This is a genomic window from Kocuria sp. WRN011, assembly GCF_002295155.1.
Classification (GTDB): Bacteria; Actinomycetota; Actinomycetes; order Actinomycetales; family Micrococcaceae; genus Kocuria; species Kocuria carniphila.
Genome location: NZ_NSGI01000001.1, coordinates 344214 through 365822, shown reverse-complemented (window position 1 = coordinate 365822; position 21609 = coordinate 344214). Strand labels below are relative to the sequence as shown.

Sequence of the window (21609 nt, the reverse complement as noted above, 5' to 3'; positions counted from 1 at the left end):
GAGCATGTCAGTGCCCCACGCGATAATGAGCGCATGCACATAGTGGTGGCTCCCGCGGAAACCGGGGCCGGAGGCTGGACCCTGCAGGTGGTCACGGCCAACGGTCAGCGGGCGGGGCAACCACTGACGGTCACGGACCAGGAATTCCCTGGCATAGTCTCCACACGCGAAGCCGCCGCGTTGGAAGCAGGCGTGCAGCCGCCCGTCTGGACCTGGATGGATACGTCCGTGCCCGCCGCGCTCCTGTGCGAAGCAGATGTGTGGGCCACCAAATGCCGGGACTTGGGACTGTGCGCAACGATCCTGGCCACCGCGTCTGACGCTCCGGGGTCCGGAGCACCGGACCCCGATTCCGGCGAGTCGCGGCCTATGCAGTACACCCCAGTCATCGAACCGGCAGACCCCCGACATGTTCCCGGTCCACGTCCTCGTCCGGTGGAGGACTCACAAACCTCGCTGTTCGCCATGGCCACGGACCGCGGTCCCGGCCTGGATGACTTGGTCGCAGAACTGGCCGAACAGATCCGCGCCGTGAGCACGGCACGCAACCCCAAACGGTTGGAGATGCTGCTGGGTCTCGAATCGCAGGGTGCGCTGGTGGCAGCCACCATGCGTCACCAGGGAATCCCGTGGAATCCAGGAATCCACGAACAGATTCTCACCGACGCCATGGGCCCCCGCCCGAAAGAGGGCGAACGCCCCATCCGCATGCAGAAGCTGGCCGAGGAGATTCGCCGAGTCCTGGCTGCCCCCACGCTCAATCCCGATTCTCCTCCCGAGCTCCTCAAGGCGCTGCGCACCGCCGGTGTGGACATCGATTCCACACGTGCCTGGGTGATCAAGGAGTGGACCGTGGTGGCAGGGCAACCGGATCCTCGCAGACAAGAGATCGTGGCCCCCGTCCTCGAGTACAAGAAACTGTCGCGCATTTTCTCTGCAACCGGCTGGCACTGGCTCGACACGTGGGTCACCAACGGCCGCTTCCACCCCGAATACGTGGTCGGCGGCGTGGTCACCGGCCGCTGGGCCGCACGCGGCGGCGGAGCGTTGCAGATCCCCAAGTTCATTCGCGATGCGGTGCGCGCGGATCCCGGTCGCACCCTGGTCGTTGCCGACGCCGCCCAACTGGAACCCCGCGTACTGGCCATCCTGGCCCGCGATGATGCCCTGGCTCAGGCCTCCAGGGATCGAGATCTGTACGAATCCATCGCCCAACAGGGACAGGAGCGCGGCTCAGAGTTGAAGGAACGGCCCCACGCCAAGGTCGCACTACTCGGTGCCATGTACGGAGCAACCCAGGGAGCGGCCGGCCGTTTCATGCCGCACCTCACCCGCATGTTCCCGCGGGCCGTGGGCTATGTGGAACACGCTGCCCGCGTGGGTGAACGCGGAGAACAGGTCTGCACCTATCTCGGGCGTTGGTCGCCACTTCCGGAACCAGAGTGGTTCGAGATCCAACGTGCCACGGAAACCGCCGCCGGTGAGCGCCGCGCGACCCAAGCGGCGCGGACCCATGGCCGGTTCTCCCGGAACTTCGTGGTGCAGGGATCAGCTGCCGAGTGGGCGTTGGCCTGGCTCGGACACATCCGCCAGGGCTTGCACCGGCAAGGGTTGGACGCGCACCTCGTCTTCTTCCTGCATGACGAGGTCATGGTTCACTGCGCTCAAGAACAAGCCGAACAGGTCAAGCAAGTGGTTCTGGACGCCGCCGATCAGGCGGTGCGCACCGTGTTCGGCCGTGTACCGGTGGAAGTTCCGGTGGCCACGAGCGTGGTCACCAGTTACGCGGACGCAAAGTAGACCGCGACCAGAGCAAACATGCTCCTGCCCGCTACTTGCTGAGCCTTCCCGGGCAGATCGTCACGGGTTTACAGCGGAGCCGGACGCTTGTCGTTGTGGTCCCATTCGACCGACCAATCAAGCCATTCCAAGATCCGATCGATCACAATGCCGGTGAACCCCCACACGGTGACGGTTTCGCCGGTCTCGTTGACCCGCACGTCAAAGGCCGGAGATTTATAGGTCTGATTCCCTCGGGTCACAGTCGCGTAGTAACGGTGCGCGGGGTTGATCAGATCCAGCACCGGAACCCGGAACACCAGCGAGGACTCGGCATGGTCGACCACATCCACCTCGGACTGGCTCTGCCACCACCCGATGACGGGTGTAACCATGTGATTACTGATGGGCAGTGGAACAGGGTGCAAGGTTCCGAGCACCTCCACGCCGTCCGGGTCCAGTCCCGTTTCCTCATGGGCCTCCCGCAGCGCACCGCGCACGTGCGGAGCGCTCACCTCGCCACCGGGAACGGTCATCAGTTCACCCAACTCACCGTCCGGTGGATCCAGGCGACCGCCTGGGAACGCCACCTGACCGGGGTGCGAGCGCAGGTTCGCCGAGCGTTGGACGAGCAACACGTCCAAGTCGCGCCCCGGCCCCTCACCGTGCTCCTCGTATTCCGAGGGCACTTGGTCCAGCGCACCGAACAGGATCAGCACGGCAGACTGCCGGTAGTCCTCGGCAAGCTCTCCAATCCGCCACGGCTCGCGGTCCTCCATGTAGACCGTGTGCCCCTCTTGGGCCAACTTCAACAATTGTTCGCGGGCGTGAACGGTTCCGGGCGACGTAGGTTTCATGGGTGTCCTTTCACGACTCACGCGCTGAGCGTGTGCCCCTCGGCCCGCAGCTCTCGCCGCGTGGCACCGTTCATGTACCGGTCCAGCAGTTCTTCGCGGCCGGGTTTCAATTCATAGGCGAGTAGCTTGCGCGCCACCTGCGGATCGGTGGGGCCCTCTCCGTAGGAGGGGCACAAATCCGCGATCGGGCACACTCCGCAAGCGGGCTTCCGCGAATGGCAGATGCGGCGGCCATGGTAGATCAGCTCGTGGGACAGCTCCGTCCAAACCTTGGGCGGAAACAGGGCGGTGACGTCCTTTTCCACCTTGACCGGGTCCTCCTGGGTGGTCCACCCGAGCCGACGGGCAAGCCGCCCGAAGTGCGTGTCCACAGTGACGCCCGGGACCCCGAACGCGTTGCCGAGCACCACGTTCGCGGTCTTGCGCCCCACCCCCGGCAGTGTGATCAGATCCTTGAGTTTCCCCGGCACCTCGCCGTTGTATTCGTCCACCACGCGATTGGCGAGCGCTTGGATTGATCGTGCCTTGGATCGGTAGAAGCCCAGCGGCCGCACGATCTCCTGTACGGATTCCGGTTCGGCCTCGGCTAGTTCCTGCGGGCCGGGGTAGGTCGCGAACAGGATGGGCGTCACCGAGTTCACGCGCACGTCGGTGGTCTGCGCGGACAGCACCGTGGCCACGAGAAGTTGCCAGGCGTCGTCGAAATCCAATTCGGCCACGGCGTACGGGTAGGTTTCGGCGAGAATCCGCTGGATCTTCCGCGCGCGGCGGGTCACGGAGAGTGAGCTTTCCTCCCCGGCCCGACGACGCCGCGCTGCCGCCTTGGCTGCCTCATCCGGCGTGACGTGGCGGATGTGCTCGGCAGCTACGGGGTTGTCCATAGTCTCGATCATGCTGGGCCGGGCACCCCGGGTCAAACGCGTTTCGAGGCCCGGGATGTCACAGCACGACTTGATTTTTCACGCCCGCGGTTCGGTTGGGTATGGCAACGAGAAGTCCACTACGCTGGGATCAAATGTGAACTGCGCCACGCAGGGAGTACTTGCGCGGCCAATGGCCATGTAGCGACACACGAAGGAGCGCCATGTCTCAGGACTCAAACGCATCGGAACAGCGCACGTACGCGCCCAGCCAGGAATTTGCCGCGCAGGCGAACGCCACCGCAGAGCTGTACCAGCAGGCCGAGGATCAGGGTGAGGAGTTCTGGGCGAACCAGGCCCGCGATCTGCTGAGCTGGTCCACCCCGTTCAACTCGGTCCTGGACTGGTCCAACCCGCCGTTCGCCAAGTGGTTCGAGGACGGCAAGCTCAACGCCGCCTACAACGCCGTGGACCGTCACGTGGAGGCCGGCAACGGTGATCGCGTGGCCCTGCACTTCGAGGGCGAGCCCGGGGACAGCAAGTCCTACACCTACTCGGAGCTCAAGGACGAGGTCTCCAAGGCCGCCAACGCCATGGAAACGTTGGGCGTGTCCAAGGGTGACCGGGTGGCCGTGTACATGCCCATGATCGCGGAAGCCGTCATCACCATGCTGGCCTGCGCCCGTATCGGTGCCATCCACTCCGTGGTCTTCGGCGGCTTCTCCGCAGACGCCCTGCGTTCCCGCATCGACGACGGCGAGGCCAAGCTCGTGGTCACCGCGGATGGTTCCTACCGTCGCGGCAAGCCCACCCAGCTCAAGCCCGCCGTGGACGAGGCCCTCTCCAAGGGCGGCAAGACCGTCAAGCACGTGCTCGTGGTCAAGCGCAACGGCAGCGACGTTCCCTTCGAGGACGGCCGTGACGTGTGGTGGCACGAAGCTCTCGAAGCCGCGAGCACCGAGCACACCCCTTCCGAGCAGGGTGCTGAAGATCCCTTGTTCATCCTTTACACCTCCGGCACCACCGGTAAGCCCAAGGGCATCCTGCACACCACCGGCGGTTACCTGACCCAGGCTGCCTTCACTCACAAGAACGTCTTCGACCTCAAGCCCGAGACGGACGTGTACTGGTGCACCGCGGACGTCGGGTGGGTCACCGGCCACACCTACATCGCCTACGGTCCGCTGCTCAACGGCGCCACCCAGGTGATCTACGAAGGCACCCCGGATTCCCCGCACCGCGGCCGCTTCTGGGAGATCGTGCAGAAGTACGGCGTGAGCATCCTCTACACCTCCCCCACCGCCATCCGCACCATGATGAAGTGGGGCGAGGACATCCCCGCCGAATTCGACCTCAGCACCCTGCGCCTGCTGGGGACCGTGGGCGAGGCCATCAACCCGGAGGCGTGGACCTGGTTCCACAAGCACATCGGTGGCGGCAAGTGCCCCATCGTGGACACCTGGTGGCAGACCGAGACCGGCGCCATCATGATCTCCCCGCTGCCGGGCGTGACCGAGGCCAAGCCGGGTTCGGCACAGATCCCGCTGCCGGGTATCGCCGTGGACGTCGTGGACGACGCCGGCAATTCCCTGCCCAACGAGACCGACGGTTTCCTGGTCGTCCGCAAGCCGTGGCCGTCCATGCTGCGCACCATCTGGGGTGACGACGATCGCTTCGTCAACACCTACTGGGCCCAGTTCGGCGACAAGTACTTTGCCGGTGACGGCGCCAAGCGCGACGCCGACGGCGACGTTTGGATCCTGGGTCGCGTGGACGACGTCATGAACGTGTCCGGCCACCGTCTCTCCACCCCGGAGATCGAGTCCGCTCTGGTGTCCCACCCGTCCGTGGCCGAGGCCGCAGTGGTGGGTGCCGCGGACGAGACCACCGGTCAGGCAGTGTTCGCGTTCGTCATCCTCTCGGACCAGGCGACCTCCGAAGGCCGCGACCAGGCTGAACTCTCCGAAGAGATCCGCGCTCACGTGGGCAAGGAGATCTCCCCGATTGCCAAGCCCAAGAAAGTCCTGATCGTCCCCGAGCTGCCTAAGACCCGCTCCGGCAAGATCATGCGCCGCCTCCTCAAGGACGTGGCCGAGGATCGTCCCGTGGGCGACGTGTCCACGCTCGCGGACCAGACGGTCATGCAGCAGATCGTGGATTCGCTCGGCACCAAGTAGCCGATCGCCTTCACCCACCGCCGACGCCGCTCGGTGACCTTTCGTCCGAAACGGTCGCCGAGCGGCGTCGTCGCGTTGAAGTCGTGTTGAATGGGAGCATGAGCGAGCTCCCGATCTTCGTGTTGAACGGCCCCAACCTGAACACCCTCGGAACGCGCAAGCCCGAGATCTACGGCCACACCACCCTCGCGGACGTTGAAGCCAACGTGCGCGCGAAGGCTTCCGAGTACGGACTGGACGTGATCTTCGAACAGTCCAATTACGAAGGCCAGATCGTGGAATGGATCCAGCGGGCGCGCACCGATGCGTGTGGAATCGTGATCAATCCCGCGGCCCTCACCCACTACTCGATCGCCGTGCATGACGCCCTGGAGATGTGCGAAATCCCGATTGTGGAAGTCCACATTTCCAATGTGCACCAGCGCGAATCATTCCGCCACGTCTCCTTCGTGTCCCCGCAGGCCACGGCCGTCATCGCCGGTGCCGGTGTGCTCGGGTACGAGCTGGGCGTGCAGGTCGTGGCCAACGAACTTCACAAGACTTCGTCCACGTCGACCAGTTAGGACCCTCTCCATGACCACCGCTGAACAGTCTTCGAACGCTCGTCTGGTCTACGGACGCATCGACGAATCCTTCCACCAGGTAGCGGCCGCCGTGGTGGAGGAGGTCTTGGTGCGACTGGGCCACACCGTGGACGTGGTCGAAGGACCGCACCCGGAGATGTATCCGCAACTGGCCGCCGGTGAGATGGATCTGTTCGCGGACGCCTGGCTGCCCGACGGGCACGAGGTCTACTGGGAACAGGTCAAGGACAATGCGGTCGAAGCCGCCGTGCTCTACGAGGGCTGCATGTTCTACTGGGCCGTTCCGGCTTACATCCCAGAGGATCTGGTCTTCTCGCTCGAGGACCTGGCCAAGCCCGGGGTGGCCGAACGGATGACCACGCTCACCGTGCAGGGCACCACTTCCGGCGCGGGGTTGACCATGCGCTCCGAGCAGCTCATCGAGTCCTACGGTTTGGCCTCGCTCGGCTGGCATCAGGAGATCGGTGACCTGCAGGCCATCATCGACACCGTCAACCAGCGCATGAAGGCCGGGGATTGGTTCGCCACTCCCCTGTGGCAGCCGCAGTACCTCAATGACGTGTACGAGCTGCGCCCGCTGGCCGATCCGCTCGGGGCGTTCCCCGCACCCGATCGTGCGTCGCTCTTGGCGTACCGCCAGAGCTGGGACAACCTTCCGGAGGAAACTCGCCGCGTGGTGGCCCGGATCAATTACCCGCTAGAGGCCGTCAATGAAATGGATCGCGCCGTGAACCTGGACGGCAAGGATCCGTTGCAAGCGGCTCGGGACTGGATGGAACGTAATCCTGAAACGGTCAACGGCTGGTTCGCCTGATCAGGACATCACGCACTCGCCGGTGGCAATCGGGGCGGTCGACCCTGCCGCGGCTTCCAGAATGGTGGTGACCTGCTCCATGGGAATCGCGTAGCCGGCCTCGCCCTCCACTGCCTTGGCGAAGATCACGCCCACCACGTTGCCGTTGGCGTCCAACATGGGTCCGCCGGAGTTGCCCTGTTCCACACGACCCGCGATCTGGATGATGCTGCGCGAGAGAGTGTCACCGGTGGTCACGTTCTGGACCGGGGCGAACGCCTCACCCTGGATCGTTGCCGGGCGCACCGTGTACGGACCGCCCAGCGGGTACCCAGCGAAGGAAACCTGTTGGCCTCGCTCCACCGAATTGCTCATGGGCAAAGGTGCCTCCGGCAGATCCGGGGCGTAGAGCACGGCGAGGTCCGAAGCGTCGTCGTACTGCACGGCGTGGGCCTGATACACGCGACCGTCGCGGGTTTGCACCACGGGCTGATCGACACCGGCCACCACGTGGGCATTGGTGACGACCAGTCCGGACGCGGCCACGAACCCTGAACCGGTCTGGTTCTGTGCGCATTGATCCGCGGTGCCGTAAACCTGCACCACGGACTGGCCCGCGGCCTCCACCGCGTTGGAGTCGGTGGTCTGCTCCGGTTCGGGGGCCGCCTCAACGGGGAACAGCAGAGAATCGAGTTGGCGGATGCCCTGGGAACCACTCACGGCGTCGCGCGTGTGGGTCATGGCCTCACGGACCGGCTCCGGCGTGTACTTCTCAATGGTGCGCAGCACGGAGGAACTCGCCACCTGTTGCGACAGAGACGGCATACCCAACTGGCCCACTAGAGAACCGAGCAGCGCCAGCACGATGGCCGCAACGGCAACGTTCAGAACGCCGCCGCCAATACGGTCCAACACACCCAAACCTGTCTTTTCGGTAAGACGTGCCAGAAAGTTTCCGACAAGTCCGCCCAAAATCTGCCCGAGAACCAGGAGACCCAGCACCGTGACGAGAACAAAGGGGATGCGCAGCTCGGAACCCACCTGCGCGGAGATCCATGGCCCCGCCCAGAACGCGGCCACAGCGCCGAGCACAAAGCCCACCAGTGAGGCGAGCGAGCGGAAGAAACCCCTGGACAGCCCAGCGATCAGGTAGCCCACCAACACCATCACCAAAATGATGTCGAGCAGGTTAAGGGCCAGGTTCATGTACGTCCTTCGAGGTCGCGCCGCAGGCTGCGGGCGGGAGACAAGTAGTTAGTGAGCTTAGGGCTCGGGTCTGAGAAAACCGTGAAACCGGGCCGTGCGTTACGCTGATCACAGACCGTCATAAACCCGTCACACGATGCGTTCACACTCAGCGCAAGGGCTTGTCAGCCCCGTCAAGTGTGAAACTCGTTACGATGGTGACAAATAGCGCCTTCAGTCGGCGCACCCCCAACTGTTGAGGAGAACCACCTTGGATACCGACGTCCTCCGCCGCGCCCCGCTGTTTGCTTCACTGGACGATGAAGCTTTTTCCGCGCTGACCGAGGAGATCACCGAGGTTGACCTCTCCCGCGGCTCCGCCCTCTTCTACGAAGGCGATCCCGGAGATCAGCTCTACTTCATCATTTCCGGCAAGATCAAGCTGGGCCGCACCGCCAGCGACGGCCGCGAGAACCTGGTGGCCATCATGGGCCCGGGTGAGATCTTCGGGGAGATGGCTTTGTTCGACCCGAGCCCCCGCTCCACGTCGGCAACCGCCGTGTCCGAGACGCGCTTGGCCGGGTTGAAGCACGAGAACCTGCGCAAGGTCATCACCCGCTCCCCGGAGGTCTCCGCGCAGTTGCTGCAGGCTTTGGCCCGCCGCTTACGCCGCACCAACGAGAACCTGGCCGATCTGGTCTTCTCGGACGTTCCGGGCCGCGTCGCCAAGGCACTGCTCGACCTCGCGGACCGCTTCGGCCGCCCCGCAACGGACGGCATCCTGGTGGCTCACGAGCTCACCCAGGAAGAGCTGGCTCAGCTCGTGGGCGCTTCCCGTGAAACCGTGAACAAGGCCCTGGCCGAGTTCGTACAGCGCGGTTGGATCCGTCTGGAGGCGCGCGCCGTGGTCATCCTGGACCTGCAGCGCCTCAAGCAGCGTTCGCGCTAAGACTTCCGCGCGGCGGTCGCGTGTCACGCGCCGACCCGCCGACGACGCCGCGGCACCCACTCGGGTGCCGCGGCGTTTTCAGTTGTTCAGTACGAGCACCGGGTCACCGTTTCGAACATCCAATGACGGGGTTTGAACGGTCATGTCCCGGCGGGCGCTGAGGAAAGCAATGGCCGAATTCGCCCGCGCGATCATGCCGAGGATCGTCTGGACACCCGGGGTGGCCACTTCTCCCAGATTGAACTCCTGGCCGGATTCTCCGTGCTGAGCGTTCCGGTCCGCAAAGAGTGCGGGTACCGCAGTGTCGTGGGGATGCTCAAGCAGGGTCGCGGCATCAACCCACCCCAACCATGAGTCCCTGGCGCGGGTTTTCAGGGGCGAACACCGCTGCCCCACGGGGAGCACCGCGGCGAAGTATCTCAGGTCCACGCGCTGGTGGACGAAGTCGGAGGTCATCCAGCGAGCAAGCGGACGCAGCAGTTCGGTTCTGAAGGCGAACACCCTGTTGGACAGGACCCCGGCGAAAGAGATGTCCAGGTCCGAGAGTTGTTGACGCGCCAGCATCCAGTCCGCGCCGTCCACGTGCTCGGCTATGCCGTCGCCCTCGGAACCGGCGAAGAGCAACCCTGTTTCCACGAACACCCGCCGTGCAGCGGCGACCACGGCTCGACGAGCCAGGCCGATATCATCCGAGCCGAGCTTGTTGGCCCACTCGGTGGGGCGAGGTCCGGACCAGATGAGCGGTTCGTCGTCACTGGGTTCCAGGAGCCCGCCGGGGAAGGAAAGCTGTCCAAATGACGGCCGATCCGGGCGGAACATCATCAGCGCTTCCACACCGTGGTCGCCATCGCGGACCACCACTACGGAGGACGCGTGCCTGGGGGCCGAACCGTGGATTCCCACGCCCCGATCCAACCAGGCCAACGCGGCCTTCCGATGCGCCTGCGGAACGTGGAACAACCGTTCGGCCGACCCGCGAGCCGTGGTGTTAGCTGAACTCGACAATCAGTTCGACCTCCACGGGCGAGTTCAGCGGTAGCACACTCACACCCACCGCTGAACGGGCATGCTTACCCTTTTCTCCGAAGATGTCGCCCAGGAGCGTGGATGCGCCATCGATCACGCCGGGCTGACCGTAGAAATCGGGGGCCGAGGCCACGAACCCGGTGACCTTCACAACTCGGACCACGCGGTCCAGGTCTTCGATCTCGGCCTTGACGGCCGCCACGGCATTGAGGGCCGAGCGCGCGGCCAATTCCTTGGCGCGTTCCGGGCTGACGTGGTTCTCACCCTCGGTCTCGCTCACCACGCCCGTGGCGGGCAGAGCGCCGTCGACGAACGGCAGTTGACCCGCGGTGTAGACGTACTTGCCCGAGACCGCGGCGGGAGCGTAAGCCGCCACCGGCGCGGACACCTCGGGCAGGGTGAGTCCTAGTTCTTTGATGCGTTCTTCAATCGAGCTGCTCATGGTTCTGGGTGGCCCTTTCGATGCAGGTCGATCAGTTCTTGGGTCGCTTGAAATACGCGATGGGGTTGGTCTGGACCGGTGCGTTGACGTTACCGGCGGGAACATCGGCGGCCTGAGTGCCCGGCAGGACGGTCACCAACTCCCAGCCGTCGTCACCCCAGTTGTCGAGGATCTGCTTAGTAGCGTGGATCATGAGCGGAACGGTTGCATACTCCCAAGTGGTCATGGTCACCACCCTAGTGCCAGGCTCCGGTCATGTCCGTTCAAAGTTTGCTGGCGAACCACTGTGACAGTGCTCTCTGGTGCACACTTGCTTCCAGTCCTGGCTTGTACACTGGCGCAATGGCATCACGCAAGAATTCGGACTCCGAGTCCACCTCGGTCTTCGGCAACGTTGTGGCTTTCCTCGCCACCGCAGTCGTCGCAGGCATCGTGGCAGCAGGGTTACTCGTTCCGCCCGCAGCGGCAGTTGGCATGGCTTCCAACGCTTCCATCGGATGGTTCAAGTCCCTCCCGGATGAGATGGAGATGGGTCCGCTGTCCCGCTCCTCCACGGTGGTCGCTCGCGACGGAACCGAAATTGCGACGTTCTTCGCTCAGAACCGTGAACCGGTCGAGCTGGCGGACATGTCCCCGCACATGCAGGATGCCATCCTGGCCATTGAGGACCGTGACTTCTATGAGCACGGTGGCGTGGACACCGGCGGTATCGTGCGCGCCATGGGCAACAACATCTTGCGCCCGAGTGCCCGTCAGGGTGCCTCCACCATCACTCAGCAGTACGTGAACAACCTGCTCATCGACCAGCAGGTCCGTGCCGGCGAGCAGGCCAGCACCATTGGTTCCGACAAGAGCGTGGTGGACAAGATCAAGGAGATCAAGCTCGCACTGTCCATGGAACAGGAGATGTCCAAGGACGAGATCTTGGAGGGCTACCTCAACATTGTCTTGTTCGGTGGCCAGAACTACGGTGTCGAGGCCGCAGCCCAGTACTTCTGGGGCATCCCGGCGTCCGAGTTGGACATTCAGCAGTCGGCAGTCCTGGCCGGCATGGTCCAGTCCCCCAACTACTACAACCCTCAAGCGAACCCGGAAGCCTCCGAACAGCGTCGCAACCTGGTGCTCGACACCATGCTGCAGACCGGTTCCATTACGCAGCAGCAACACGATCAGGCCGTTGCGGCTCCCCTGGATCTGGACATCCACACGAGCAATTCCGGCTGCACTGCCGCTGAAACCGCACCGTACTTCTGCGATTACGTGCAGAACGAGTTCATGCAGTCCGAGGCCTTCGGTGCCACCCCGGACGAGCGTCTGGCCACCCTGCAGCGCGGCGGCCTGACCATCCACACCACGCTGGACATGAACGCGCAGCGCGCCGCCGAGCGCGAGGTCAACAAGACCCAGCCGCGTGACAACAACCCGGACAACGTCTCCACTGCCCTGGTGTCCTTGGAGCCCGAGAACGGTCACATCGCATCGATGGCACAGAACACCTTTTACTCCGGTGCCGAGGGCGACTCCAACACCACCTACAACTTCAACGTGGACACCACGATGGGTGGTGCCGGTGGCTTCCAGGTGGGTTCGACCTACAAGCCGCTGACCCTGGCCCAGTGGATCAACGCGGGTAAGGGCGTGAAGGCCACCATTGACGCGAGCCGCACGCACTACCCGGCCGACTACAAGTGGCGCGCATCCTGCCTGCCCGGCGGCGTGAAGTACGAGCCCGGCGACGACGGCAACGGTTTCGAGTTCCAGAACGCGGAGCGCGGTTACGAGCGTCGGATGCAGGTCGACTACGGCCTGTACAACTCGATCAACTCCGCGCTGTTCGCCATGGCTGCCGATCTGGACCTGTGCGACATCGGTGAGATCTCCGAGCAGTTGGGCATCCACGACGGCAAGACCGGTGAACCCGTGGACACGACCATCCTGTCCTCGCTGCTGGGCGGTTCGGTGGACATCGCGCCCATGACCATGGCTCGTGCATTCTCGGCCTTCGCCAACGATGGCGTGATGTGTGAAGTCCGCTCTATGACCAAGGTCGAGGACTTCACCGGCAAGACCTACGACGTCCCCGCAGACAAGTGTGAACGCGCCATCAAACAGGAAGTGGCGCAGGGCGTGAATTACACCCTGAACCAGACCCTGACGCGCGGTTCCGGTTGGCAGCGTGAAATCGGGCTCCCGGGTGCCTCTGCAGCCAAGACCGGCACCACCGACAACTCCACCCAGACCTGGATGATGGGCTACACCAAGGGCCTCTCCACCGCCTCGTGGGTCGGTAACTACGAGTTGGGTTCTCGTTCGTTGAACGGTCTGTCGATCGGCGGCCGCACGGGTGGCACCGACACCGACTGGGTGGACGGCTCCACGTACGCCGGTGCTCAGTGGGAGAACTACATGCGTGACGTGGCCCGCGATTACGACACGTCCGAGTTCTCGGATCCGCCGTCCCGCGTACTGTCCACAGACAAATGAGTTCCATGAGTAACGGTGCCCGCGCAGCCACCGCACTTACCGCAGGAGTAAGTGCCGTGGGCGCGGGCACCGCCGCGTGGGCGGTCTTCGGCGAACGGCGCCGGTTCCAGTTGCGGCACGAGACGCTGCGGGTGCTCCCCGCGGGCTCCAGGCCGTTGCGGATCCTGCACATTTCCGACCTACACACGGTTCCCGGCCAGGAATCCAAAAAACGTTTCGTCCAATCGCTGGCGGCACTTCGTCCGGACCTGGTGATCGACACGGGCGACAACCTGTCCCACATGCGGGCGCTGCCCTATCTGCTGGAGATCCTCGAGCCGCTCTTCGAGTTCCCGGGCGTGTATGTTCCCGGTTCCAACTGCTATTTCGCGCCGGAGCTGAAGAACCCCTTCCGGTACCTGTGGAAGACCACTGCCAGCGAAGATCCGACGGACAACACACGTCTGCCCACCGCGGACATGCACCGCGCCTTCGACGCCGCTGGCTGGACCGGCCTGATCAATCGCCACAATCGCCTGCGCGTGCGGGACACGGTGCTCGACTTCTCGGGTGTGGACGATCCGCACCTCGCGTACGACCGCCATCCCGGTTTCCCGGAGACACCTTCTGATGACGACGCCGCCGCCCTCCGCATCGGCGTGGCGCACGCCCCATACCTGCGAACCCTGGATCGGTTCGTCGCGGACGGTGCGGACCTCATCTTCGCCGGACATACGCACGGCGGGCAGGTCTGCCTCCCTGGCGGCCGCGCTCTGGTGAGCAACTGTGACCTGGACCCCGCCCTGTGCAAAGGCCTGATCGATCACCGCGGCGTGCCAGTCAATATTTCGCAAGGGCTCGGCGAATCCCGTTTCGCCCCTGTGCGGTTGTTCTGCCCTCCCCAAGCGGTGCTGGTCACGCTCACGGACTAAGACCCGCCGACGCCGCCTGACTTCGATCGGCCGGCCCTCTGACTGTCAAGAACCACGCTTCCGGTGGCAGTGCCGAGTGCATGTCGGCCTGTGGTCTTACAATGGGTGTCAGGACCGTCACACCCGGCAGGAGCATCAGATGAGCGCACCCGTTCAGGAACAATCCATCACCGCCACCGAGCGTTTCGTGGCGCAGGTGCGCGAGGCATGCGGTACGACCGCGATTGCCGAGAGCGAGCTGGAACGCCGCGTTCTGGCTCATGACGCATCCCACTATTTGCTGCAACCGCAAGCAGTGGTACGCCCCCAGAGCGCAGAGCACGTGGGCAGTATGTTCGCGGCCGCCGCTCGACACGGGCTGGGTCTCACGTTGCGCTCGGGCGGTACGTCGCTGTCCGGGCAGGCCGTCACCGATCAGGTTCTCGTGGACACGCGCCGCCATTTCCGCGACGTCGAGGTCCTGGACAACGGTGCCCGGGTGCGCGTTCAGCCCGGGGTAACCATCCGGCAGGTCAATGCCCGCCTGGCTCCCCACGGGTACAAGCTGGGTCCGGATCCCGCGAGTGAGGCCGCATGCACCGTGGGCGGTGTGGTGGCCAACAACTCATCAGGGATGGCGTGCGGCACCGAGTTCAACACCTACCGCACCCTGGAATCCATGACCGTGGTGCTGCCCTCCGGAACAGTGATCAACACTGCGGCCCCGGATGCGGACTCCCAGTTGCGTGCCGCCGAACCCGAACTTCATGAGGGTCTACTCAGGCTGCGACGCAGGGTCGTGGAGAACCCCGAGTCGGTGCGCACCATCGAGCGATTGTTCGCCATGAAGAACACGATGGGCTACGGGCTCAACTCGTTCGTCGACTTCGAGGAACCGGTGCGGGTCCTCGAGCACCTCATGATTGGTTCGGAAGGCACGCTCGGTTTCGTGGCTGAGGCGGTCTTCCGCACCGTTCCCATTCATCGGTTCGTGGCCACCGGCCTGCTCGTGTTCCCCACGGTGGTGGCGGCTACGAGCTCCGTTCCGCAGTTGGTGGATGTCCATTCCGCCACCGTCGAACTCCTCGACGCCACCTCGTTGAAGGTCTCCCAACGCACCGGCCAGGCTCCTCCGGTGATCATGGACATCTCCGTGGACCAACAGGCCGCGCTGCTCGTGGAATACCAGGCGGATTCGGAAGCCGAGGTCCGGGACCAAGCGCGGGCGGCGTCGTCGTTGTTCGAAAACCTGGGGTTGGAAAGTCCCGCGCAGCTGGCCACCGACCCCAAGGAACGCGCGAGCCTCTGGACCGTGCGCAAGGGCCTCTATACAACAGTGGCCGGCAACCGGCCGACCGGTTCCAATGCGCTGCTCGAGGACATCGTGGTGCCGGTGCCGCAGTTGGGTGAGACGTGCGAGGAATTGACTGCGCTGTTCGACGCGCACGGCTACGAGGACTCGGTGATTTTCGGGCACGCCAAGGACGGCAACGTGCACTTCATGCTCAACGAGCAGTTCACGGACCCCAAGCAGCTCAAGCGCTATGAACGCTTCACCGAGGACATGGTGGATCTCGTGCTTGATCGCGGCGGCGCGCTCAAGGCCGAGCACGGTACCGGGCGCATCATGGCGCCGTTCGTGCGACGGCAGTACGGCGATGAGCTCTACGCTGTGATGCTCGAACTCAAGCAACTGATCGATCCCGCCTACCGGTTCAACCCGGGCGTGATCCTCACTGATGACCCCACCGCGTATCTGCGCGACCTCAAGACGGCGCCCACCGTTGAAGAGGAGGTCGACCGGTGTGTGGAGTGCGGGTACTGCGAACCGGTCTGTCCGTCGCAGAATCTCACGCTCACGCCGCGGCAGCGCATTGCCGGGCGCCGCGAGATCGCGGAGGCGGAGTTGGCAGGCAAGCACGAGTTGGCCACCCGATTGTCCCGCGAGTACGACTACGCCGGGCTGGACACCTGCGCCGTGGACGGCATGTGTGTGACCGCGTGCCCGGTGCACATCAACACCGGCGACCTGGTGCGTCGGCTGCGCTCCGAGAACCACTCAAAGGTCGCCGATTTCGTGTGGGCGGGCCTGGCACGCTCGTGGTCCGTGACGGCACCCGGCGCAGCCTTCGCGTTGTCCGTGGCCAAGCGACTGCCCGCCGCATTGCCGGTCAGTGCGACCACGGTGGCCCGTGCCGTGGTGGGCGCGGACAACGTTCCGCAGTACACGCCTCAACTCCCGGCGGGCGGCCGATCGCGGGATTTCTTGACGACGTCGCCCGCGAACGTTCCTGCCGAACAAGCCCGGGCCGTGTTCTTCCCCGCGTGCATCGGTGCCATGTTCGGCACGGTGGATGGCTCGGGACCGTCGGTGTCCGAAGCGTTCCTGAAACTGTGCCAACGGGCGGGTGTGCACGTGAGCATCCCCGAGGGCATCACCGCCACGTGCTGCGGCACACCCTGGAAGTCCAAGGGCCTACCCACCGGCTACAAGACCATGTCCCACCGCACGCTGGAGACGCTGTGGGAGACATCGGGTCACGGTCGGTTGCCGGTGGTGTGTGATGCATCCTCGTGCACCGAGGGGTTGGAGACCATGCAGACCTTGGCGGCGGAGTCCGAGAAGTACGCACCGCTGCGTTTCGTGGACGCCGTGGAATTCGTCTCGGAGCATGTGCTTGATCGGATCGCCGTATCTGACCCGTTGCGTTCTGTGGCCGTCCACCCCACGTGCTCGTCGGTTCAGCTGGGCATCAACGACCACCTGATGCGGCTGGCCAATGCTGCAGCGGAACGAGCCACCGTTCCCTTCGCCTGGGGTTGCTGTGGCTACGCCGGCGATCGCGGCATGCTGCACCCCGAGCTCACCGCGGCCGCCACGGCCCCGGAAGCTGCCGAGGTGAACGGCACCTACTACGATGCCTACGTTTCCCTCAACCGCACGTGCGAGCAGGGCATGACCGAAGCCACCGGCAAACCCTACGAGCATGTGTTGCAAGTGCTCGAGCGCGTGAGTAGGTGACGCTAAGCAGGCTTGGCCCCAGAGCGGCGTCGTTCGTGGGGTGGCACCGCTCTCTCGGGACGCACGTTGGTGAACAGCCGGCCCGCGAGTCGGGAGCTATGTCGATGGCGTGAGCGAGCGGCGTCGTCAGACTTCGCGACGCGGGTGCGGTACGGCTCGTGAGGCTGCCCGCGCCACCGGAACGGTCGAGACGAGGCACACGACCACGCCGAAGGCCAGGCATGCGATGAAGCCACGGACCGGGCCGATGCCGAAGAGATCGCCCACAAAGGGACCCAGAACGGCAAGCACGAACGGCACCGCGAATCCGGTGTAGGTGAGGGTGTAGAAGACGCCGATGAGCGCACCCAATTCGTGGGGTTCGGCAATGATCTCCACCTCGCGCAGACCGGAAACCATCATGATGCCGTAGCTGCAGCCCAGGATGATCGCGGCCGGAATCACCAACAGTGCGCTGTCCACCTCGATCGCGACGGCGCCCAGCACCAGGCCGACACTCGCGGCGCCAAGGCCCACGACCGAGAGTGGCAACCAGCCGTACGAGGCGAGCTTCGCGGCGACCGGCTGGATGAAGACACCCGAGAACATGCCCACGCCGGAGATCAGGCCGAGGTAGGCGACCGGGTATTCGACGTTGTCCGTGACGAAACCGGGGATGCTCGTGAACGCGACGGTTGCCGTACCGAAGACCCACGGGGCCCACGCGGCGACCGCCCAGAAGAACCGACCCGTCAGCGCAATACGCGGCACGAGCGGTGGCCGCTTGATGCGCCCTTCCACGGGGAACTGCGTTTCGGGGACACCCCACACGAGCGGAATGGTCACCGCGACCAGTGCGATGTGCAGGAGGTAGGGCGTGATTTGCGGACCCGGCAAGAACTCCGCGAACTGGCCCGCGATGAGCGGTCCGCCGCCGAAACCGGCCGAGAGCACAATGGTCGCGCGACGCGGGCCGGCGGTCGGGCGGTCCACGGACAGCTGTTTGATCCACGCCGAGCCCGAGGACATGGCCATGCCCACACCGAAGCCCATGATCCACCGGCCCACGTACAGCACCCACTCGGGCGCTTGGCTGCCGGCCGCGAGGATTCCTGATGCCACCGCCACGAGAATCAGTGCCGGTCGCACCACGGCGCGGCGGCCGTAGTGGTCGGACACGGGGCCGAAGATCAGGAGCGCGGGCACCAGTCCCGCCGCGTAGATGCCGAACATCGCGGTTACGGAGGCTTCCGAAATGCCGTCCTGATCTCGGTAGACCTCGAGCATCGGCGCGAAGAGGTTAGTTCCGAAACCCACCGCGAACATTGCGAGTCCCACGCGGATCCAGGTGCGAGAAGTGATGGGGCTGCTCTTCGACGGGGAGTTGTTGTCACCGGAGGCGGGCCGCGCATTCATATAGGGGACCTTACCTGTGATTCCCGACACTGTGGTCAGTAAGTCGTGGACAGCCGGCACGTTCGAGTCCGCCACTGGATTTCACATTCACGCTCCCCTGCCGCTAAGCTGGAGCAGTTGTTTGCGGGCACGCCTGCAAATTTCGGGATGTGGCGCAGCTTGGTAGCGCGCGTCGTTCGGGACGACGAGGTCGCAGGTTCAAATCCTGTCATCCCGACCAACGATCCCCTTGTCATCACGATCCGTGACGGCAAGGGGATTTTTTCATATCGGAAGGCTGCAGTGACCACTCCGCATGACCGCCGCTACGAGAAGCATGTTCCGGCCGTGAACGGCCAGGACATCCGCCGTTCCCACGACACCTGGCATTGGCGTGACTCCCAGGTCCACCTGGACCGCGTGGGTGCCCCGGACGCGCCGGTACGCATCCTCCTGGTTCACGGCGCCGGCGGGAACAGCGATGCCTTCTGGCCGTACGCCGCGCACTTCGCCTCGCTCGGGGCCCATGTCACGGTGCCGGACCTCCCCGGCTACGGCATGACCGTTACCGATCGCCCGGAGCGCATCCGCTACGACGATTGGCGCGAACTCCTGATCGACCTGCTTCGCGCGGAGGAAGACGAGCGCCCCCTGATCATCCTGGGTGCCAGCATGGGTGGGCTTTTGGCTTACGACGCCGCCGCGGCCACAGGTCTCGCCGCTCGTCTGATCGTCACGTGCCTTCTGGATCCGCGTGATCCCCGTGTGCGGGCGCGGTTGACGTGGCATCCCTTGCTGGCACGACTCACCGGGCCATTTTTGAAGTTGGTGCAAGGGCCACCTGCCAACCTGCGCGTGCCGATCCGTTGGATCGCGGACATCCGGCACATCTCCAACGATCCGGGACTGGTACGTGAGGTCGTCAGAGACCGGCGCGGCGGCGGTGGCCGTGTGCCTCTGGGCTGGATACGCAGCTACATGGAATCTGCGCCCCTGATCGAACCTGAGGACTTCACGGACACGCCCGTGCTACTCCTCCACCCCGGTGACGACCGTTGGACCCCGCTGGAGATCAGCCGCCCGTTCTTCGAACGCATTGGTGCCCACAAGTCGTGGCGGCTGCTGGAGAACGCCGGACACTTTCCGGTGGAGGAACCGGGTTTCGAACAGATGATGCGCGCAGTCAAGCATGTGATGGAATCGACCCATGACTGATCAGCAGCGCCAGCGCCCGTTCGCCCAGGTCGATGTCTTCTCCCGTGAGCCCTACATGGGCAATCCGGTGGCGGTCGTCCTCGACGGCACGGACCTCGGCGACCAGGACATGGCCCGCTTCGCGCGGTGGACCCACCTGTCCGAAACCACGTTCGTCCTGCCGCCCACCTCGCCAGACGCCGATTACCGGCTACGCATCTGGACTCCCGGCGGTGAACTCCCCTTCGCGGGTCACCCCACGCTCGGCTCGGCCCACGCCTGGCTCGAGGCGGGTAATACCCCTCGCTCCCGCGACGTCATTGTTCAGGAATGCACCGCGGGCCTGGTCGAGGTCCGCCCCACCGACGACGGCGCTCTGACCTTTGCCGCCCCGCCCACCTCGCGCTCGGGAAACTTCGATCCCGCCATGCTGGAGCAGGTCACTGCGGGACTGGGTCTGGATGACGAGGAGATCGTGGCCCATCAGTGGGTCGACAACGGGCCGGGGTGGGCAGCTGTCTTGCTGCCCTCCGCAGACGATGTCCTGGCCATCGAACCGGATTACCCGGCGCTGGGGAATTACAAGATCGGCGTGGTGGGCCCCTATCCGGAGAGCAGCCCGCAGCAGTTCGAGGTCCGCGCGTTCGTGACCGGCACCGGCGGCTACGAAGACCCCGTCACGGGAAGTCTCAACGCGAGCCTGGCGCAGTGGCTCATGCGAACCGGCCAGGCGGCGTCGTCGTACTTTGCCCAGCAAGGCACGGCCATGGGGCGCCGCGGGCGCGTGACCGTCACGTCGGATGCCGCTGAGAATGTCTGGGTGGGTGGGCACTGCACCACGTGCATCAGTGGGTCGGTGCTTCTGTGACCGACCGACAAGTCACACCGACCGAGGCGCACCTGGACCTGATTTTCGACGGCCGCTGCGGCTTCTGCACCCGCGCCGTGGGGTGGGTGCACAGACTCGACCGTTACCGTCGCATCAGCACCCACGCGTATCAGGAACCTGACGTGCTGGAGCGCTTCGGTCTCACCGAATCACAAGCTCACACTGCGGTCTGGGCCGTGGTCGGCGGGACACCATCGGCCGGCGCAGCGGCCGTAGCCGAGACTCTGGACACCGCCCTCGGCACCCGCATTTTTGGCAAGCTCTACCGCATCCCACCAGTACGAACGGCCCAGGATCGCGTGTACCAATGGGTCGCGGATCACCGCGGAAAGTTCCCCGGTGTCACGCCGTGGTGCGAATGTCACCCGGAAAACTGCGAGCCCAGAACTACGTAATTACAAGAATTTCCGCAGCTCGCGAGCGGCAGCTTCCGGGTCGGTGGCATCCGTGACCGCCCGAACCACCACGATCCGTGACGCGCCGGTCTCGAGCACGGACGGCAACCGCTCGGCGTCAATCCCGCCGATGGCGAAGAACGGCTTGTCTCCCGCGTGCTCCGCGGCATACTTCGGCAGTTCCAGCCCCACGGCGGCACGTCCGGGTTTGGTGGGCGTTTCCCACACGGGTCCGGTGCAGAAGTAGTCCAGGCCCTCGTCCGCAATCGCTCCGTCCACTTGCTCACGAGACAGGCACGAGCGGCCGATGATCACGTCATCGCCCAGCAACTGGCGCGCCTGCGGGGTGGTGAGATCGCCCTGCCCCACGTGGAAAACATCCGCACCGGTGAGCATCGCTACGTCTGCCCGATCATTGATCGCGAACAGCTTGCCGTGTTCCCGTGCAACCTCGCCGAGCACCTCGATGGCCTCGATCTCTGCCGCGGCTTCGAGTTTCTTGTCACGCAGCTGGATGATGTCCACGCCGCCCTCGTACGCGGCATGCAGGAATTCCCGCAGGTCACCGCGCTCTTTTCGCGCCGTGACACACACGTACAACTTGGCATTCGCGAACGCATCACGCCTACGGGTTCCCTGACTCTGTTGCTCACTCATGTGGCCATGGTGCCACGGGTCACGGTTACACTGAGAGGTACCGGTCACATGA

General features: G+C 64.8%; 19 protein-coding genes and 1 tRNA gene. 12 read left to right on the top strand and 8 right to left on the bottom strand.

The features are described from left to right. The first annotated feature begins 33 nt into the window (after positions 1 to 33). Positions 34 to 1800 (top strand): bifunctional 3'-5' exonuclease/DNA polymerase, encoded by a 1767-nt coding sequence (locus tag CKW39_RS01705; RefSeq protein ID WP_095796444.1) that lies wholly within the window; start codon positions 34 to 36, stop codon positions 1798 to 1800. Between the two features lie 68 nt (positions 1801 to 1868). Here CKW39_RS01705 and CKW39_RS01700 read toward each other — a convergent pair whose 3' ends face one another. Next, positions 1869 to 2636 carry a CoA pyrophosphatase gene (locus CKW39_RS01700; RefSeq protein ID WP_095796443.1) on the bottom strand — a complete coding sequence of 256 codons (768 nt, stop codon included), beginning with the start codon at positions 2634 to 2636 and terminating at the stop codon, positions 1869 to 1871. Positions 2637 to 2653: 17 nt separating this feature from the next. Continuing rightward, on the bottom strand, positions 2654 to 3517 hold the full coding sequence (gene nth / locus CKW39_RS01695) for an endonuclease III (RefSeq protein ID WP_095796442.1): 864 nt from the start codon (positions 3515 to 3517) through the stop codon (positions 2654 to 2656). A gap of 203 nt (positions 3518 to 3720) precedes the next feature. On the opposite strand from nth, the gene acs reads away from it, so the two are divergent. From acs to CKW39_RS01680, 3 genes are all read left to right on the top strand, one after another. Continuing rightward, positions 3721 to 5673 (top strand): acetate--CoA ligase, encoded by a 1953-nt coding sequence (gene acs / locus CKW39_RS01690; RefSeq protein WP_095796441.1) that lies wholly within the window; start codon positions 3721 to 3723, stop codon positions 5671 to 5673. Between the two features lie 98 nt (positions 5674 to 5771). Further along, on the top strand, positions 5772 to 6236 hold the full coding sequence (aroQ, locus tag CKW39_RS01685) for a type II 3-dehydroquinate dehydratase (RefSeq protein ID WP_095796440.1): 465 nt from the start codon (positions 5772 to 5774) through the stop codon (positions 6234 to 6236). 10 nt (positions 6237 to 6246) lie between these two features. Next, positions 6247 to 7071, top strand: coding sequence for a glycine betaine ABC transporter substrate-binding protein (locus CKW39_RS01680; protein ID WP_095796439.1), 825 nt, complete (start codon positions 6247 to 6249; stop codon positions 7069 to 7071). Here the strand turns inward: CKW39_RS01680 and CKW39_RS01675 are convergent, their stop codons facing one another. Continuing rightward, entirely contained in the window at positions 7072 to 8256 is a 1185-nt protein-coding gene (locus CKW39_RS01675) for a MarP family serine protease (protein ID WP_095796438.1), read from the bottom strand. It abuts the gene before it with no gap. 250 nt (positions 8257 to 8506) lie between these two features. Here CKW39_RS01675 and CKW39_RS01670 point away from each other — a divergent pair, with 250 nt between their 5' ends. Further along, entirely contained in the window at positions 8507 to 9184 is a 678-nt protein-coding gene (locus CKW39_RS01670) for a Crp/Fnr family transcriptional regulator (protein WP_016996325.1), read from the top strand. Positions 9185 to 9262: 78 nt separating this feature from the next. Here the strand turns inward: CKW39_RS01670 and CKW39_RS01665 are convergent, their stop codons facing one another. Genes CKW39_RS01665 through CKW39_RS01655 form a run of 3 tightly spaced genes read right to left on the bottom strand, consistent with a single transcriptional unit; the run spans position 9263 to position 10878 of the window. Then, entirely contained in the window at positions 9263 to 10189 is a 927-nt protein-coding gene (locus tag CKW39_RS01665; RefSeq protein WP_238663007.1) for a hypothetical protein, read from the bottom strand. Beyond that, entirely contained in the window at positions 10173 to 10652 is a 480-nt protein-coding gene (locus CKW39_RS01660; protein WP_095796436.1) for a RidA family protein, read from the bottom strand. The genes CKW39_RS01665 and CKW39_RS01660 overlap by 17 nt, the downstream gene beginning before the upstream one ends. A gap of 31 nt (positions 10653 to 10683) precedes the next feature. After that, complete coding sequence (locus tag CKW39_RS01655) at positions 10684 to 10878, bottom strand: hypothetical protein (protein ID WP_095796646.1); 195 nt, start codon at positions 10876 to 10878, stop codon at positions 10684 to 10686. Between the two features lie 116 nt (positions 10879 to 10994). On the opposite strand from CKW39_RS01655, the gene CKW39_RS01650 reads away from it, so the two are divergent. The 3 genes from CKW39_RS01650 to CKW39_RS01640 all read left to right on the top strand — a co-directional run bounded on the left by CKW39_RS01650 (position 10995) and on the right by CKW39_RS01640 (position 17048). After that, on the top strand, positions 10995 to 13136 hold the full coding sequence (locus tag CKW39_RS01650) for a transglycosylase domain-containing protein (protein WP_095796435.1): 2142 nt from the start codon (positions 10995 to 10997) through the stop codon (positions 13134 to 13136). Between the two features lie 5 nt (positions 13137 to 13141). After that, positions 13142 to 14047: a metallophosphoesterase gene (locus tag CKW39_RS01645; RefSeq protein WP_371514521.1), complete on the top strand. Its 906-nt coding sequence runs from the start codon at positions 13142 to 13144 to the stop codon at positions 14045 to 14047. Between the two features lie 139 nt (positions 14048 to 14186). Then, entirely contained in the window at positions 14187 to 17048 is a 2862-nt protein-coding gene (locus CKW39_RS01640; protein ID WP_095796433.1) for an FAD-binding and (Fe-S)-binding domain-containing protein, read from the top strand. 126 nt (positions 17049 to 17174) lie between these two features. Here CKW39_RS01640 and CKW39_RS01635 read toward each other — a convergent pair whose 3' ends face one another. Next, entirely contained in the window at positions 17175 to 18443 is a 1269-nt protein-coding gene (locus CKW39_RS01635; protein WP_095796432.1) for an MFS transporter, read from the bottom strand. 143 nt (positions 18444 to 18586) lie between these two features. On the opposite strand from CKW39_RS01635, the gene CKW39_RS01630 reads away from it, so the two are divergent. The 4 genes from CKW39_RS01630 (at position 18587) to CKW39_RS01615 (ending at position 20900) form a co-directional block, all read left to right on the top strand. After that, positions 18587 to 18663 (top strand) — tRNA-Pro (locus CKW39_RS01630). Positions 18664 to 18725: 62 nt separating this feature from the next. Next, positions 18726 to 19637, top strand: coding sequence for an alpha/beta hydrolase (locus CKW39_RS01625; RefSeq protein WP_158222897.1), 912 nt, complete (start codon positions 18726 to 18728; stop codon positions 19635 to 19637). After that, complete coding sequence (locus CKW39_RS01620) at positions 19630 to 20484, top strand: PhzF family phenazine biosynthesis protein (protein ID WP_095796430.1); 855 nt, start codon at positions 19630 to 19632, stop codon at positions 20482 to 20484. Before CKW39_RS01625 ends, CKW39_RS01620 begins: the two co-directional genes overlap by 8 nt. Beyond that, positions 20481 to 20900: a thiol-disulfide oxidoreductase DCC family protein gene (locus CKW39_RS01615; RefSeq protein ID WP_254049224.1), complete on the top strand. Its 420-nt coding sequence runs from the start codon at positions 20481 to 20483 to the stop codon at positions 20898 to 20900. Before CKW39_RS01620 ends, CKW39_RS01615 begins: the two co-directional genes overlap by 4 nt. On the opposite strand, the gene thiE is transcribed toward CKW39_RS01615, so the two are convergent. Further along, complete coding sequence (gene thiE, locus CKW39_RS01610) at positions 20901 to 21557, bottom strand: thiamine phosphate synthase (RefSeq protein WP_095796644.1); 657 nt, start codon at positions 21555 to 21557, stop codon at positions 20901 to 20903. Positions 21558 to 21609: the final 52 nt, after the last annotated feature.

Coding starts and splice junctions, on each gene's coding strand:
- CKW39_RS01620 (WP_095796430.1), top strand. CDS start 19,630: ATGACTGATCAGCAGCGCCAGCGCCCGTTCGCCCAGGTCGATGTCTTC.
- CKW39_RS01645 (WP_371514521.1), top strand. CDS start 13,142: ATGAGTAACGGTGCCCGCGCAGCCACCGCACTTACCGCAGGAGTAAGT.
- CKW39_RS01660 (WP_095796436.1), bottom strand. CDS start 10,652: ATGAGCAGCTCGATTGAAGAACGCATCAAAGAACTAGGACTCACCCTG.
- CKW39_RS01655 (WP_095796646.1), bottom strand. CDS start 10,878: ATGACCACTTGGGAGTATGCAACCGTTCCGCTCATGATCCACGCTACT.
- CKW39_RS01705 (WP_095796444.1), top strand. CDS start 34: ATGCACATAGTGGTGGCTCCCGCGGAAACCGGGGCCGGAGGCTGGACC.
- CKW39_RS01640 (WP_095796433.1), top strand. CDS start 14,187: ATGAGCGCACCCGTTCAGGAACAATCCATCACCGCCACCGAGCGTTTC.
- thiE (WP_095796644.1), bottom strand. CDS start 21,557: ATGAGTGAGCAACAGAGTCAGGGAACCCGTAGGCGTGATGCGTTCGCG.
- acs (WP_095796441.1), top strand. CDS start 3,721: ATGTCTCAGGACTCAAACGCATCGGAACAGCGCACGTACGCGCCCAGC.
- nth (WP_095796442.1), bottom strand. CDS start 3,517: ATGGACAACCCCGTAGCTGCCGAGCACATCCGCCACGTCACGCCGGAT.
- CKW39_RS01675 (WP_095796438.1), bottom strand. CDS start 8,256: ATGAACCTGGCCCTTAACCTGCTCGACATCATTTTGGTGATGGTGTTG.
- CKW39_RS01700 (WP_095796443.1), bottom strand. CDS start 2,636: ATGAAACCTACGTCGCCCGGAACCGTTCACGCCCGCGAACAATTGTTG.
- CKW39_RS01635 (WP_095796432.1), bottom strand. CDS start 18,443: ATGAATGCGCGGCCCGCCTCCGGTGACAACAACTCCCCGTCGAAGAGC.
- CKW39_RS01650 (WP_095796435.1), top strand. CDS start 10,995: ATGGCATCACGCAAGAATTCGGACTCCGAGTCCACCTCGGTCTTCGGC.
- CKW39_RS01680 (WP_095796439.1), top strand. CDS start 6,247: ATGACCACCGCTGAACAGTCTTCGAACGCTCGTCTGGTCTACGGACGC.
- aroQ (WP_095796440.1), top strand. CDS start 5,772: ATGAGCGAGCTCCCGATCTTCGTGTTGAACGGCCCCAACCTGAACACC.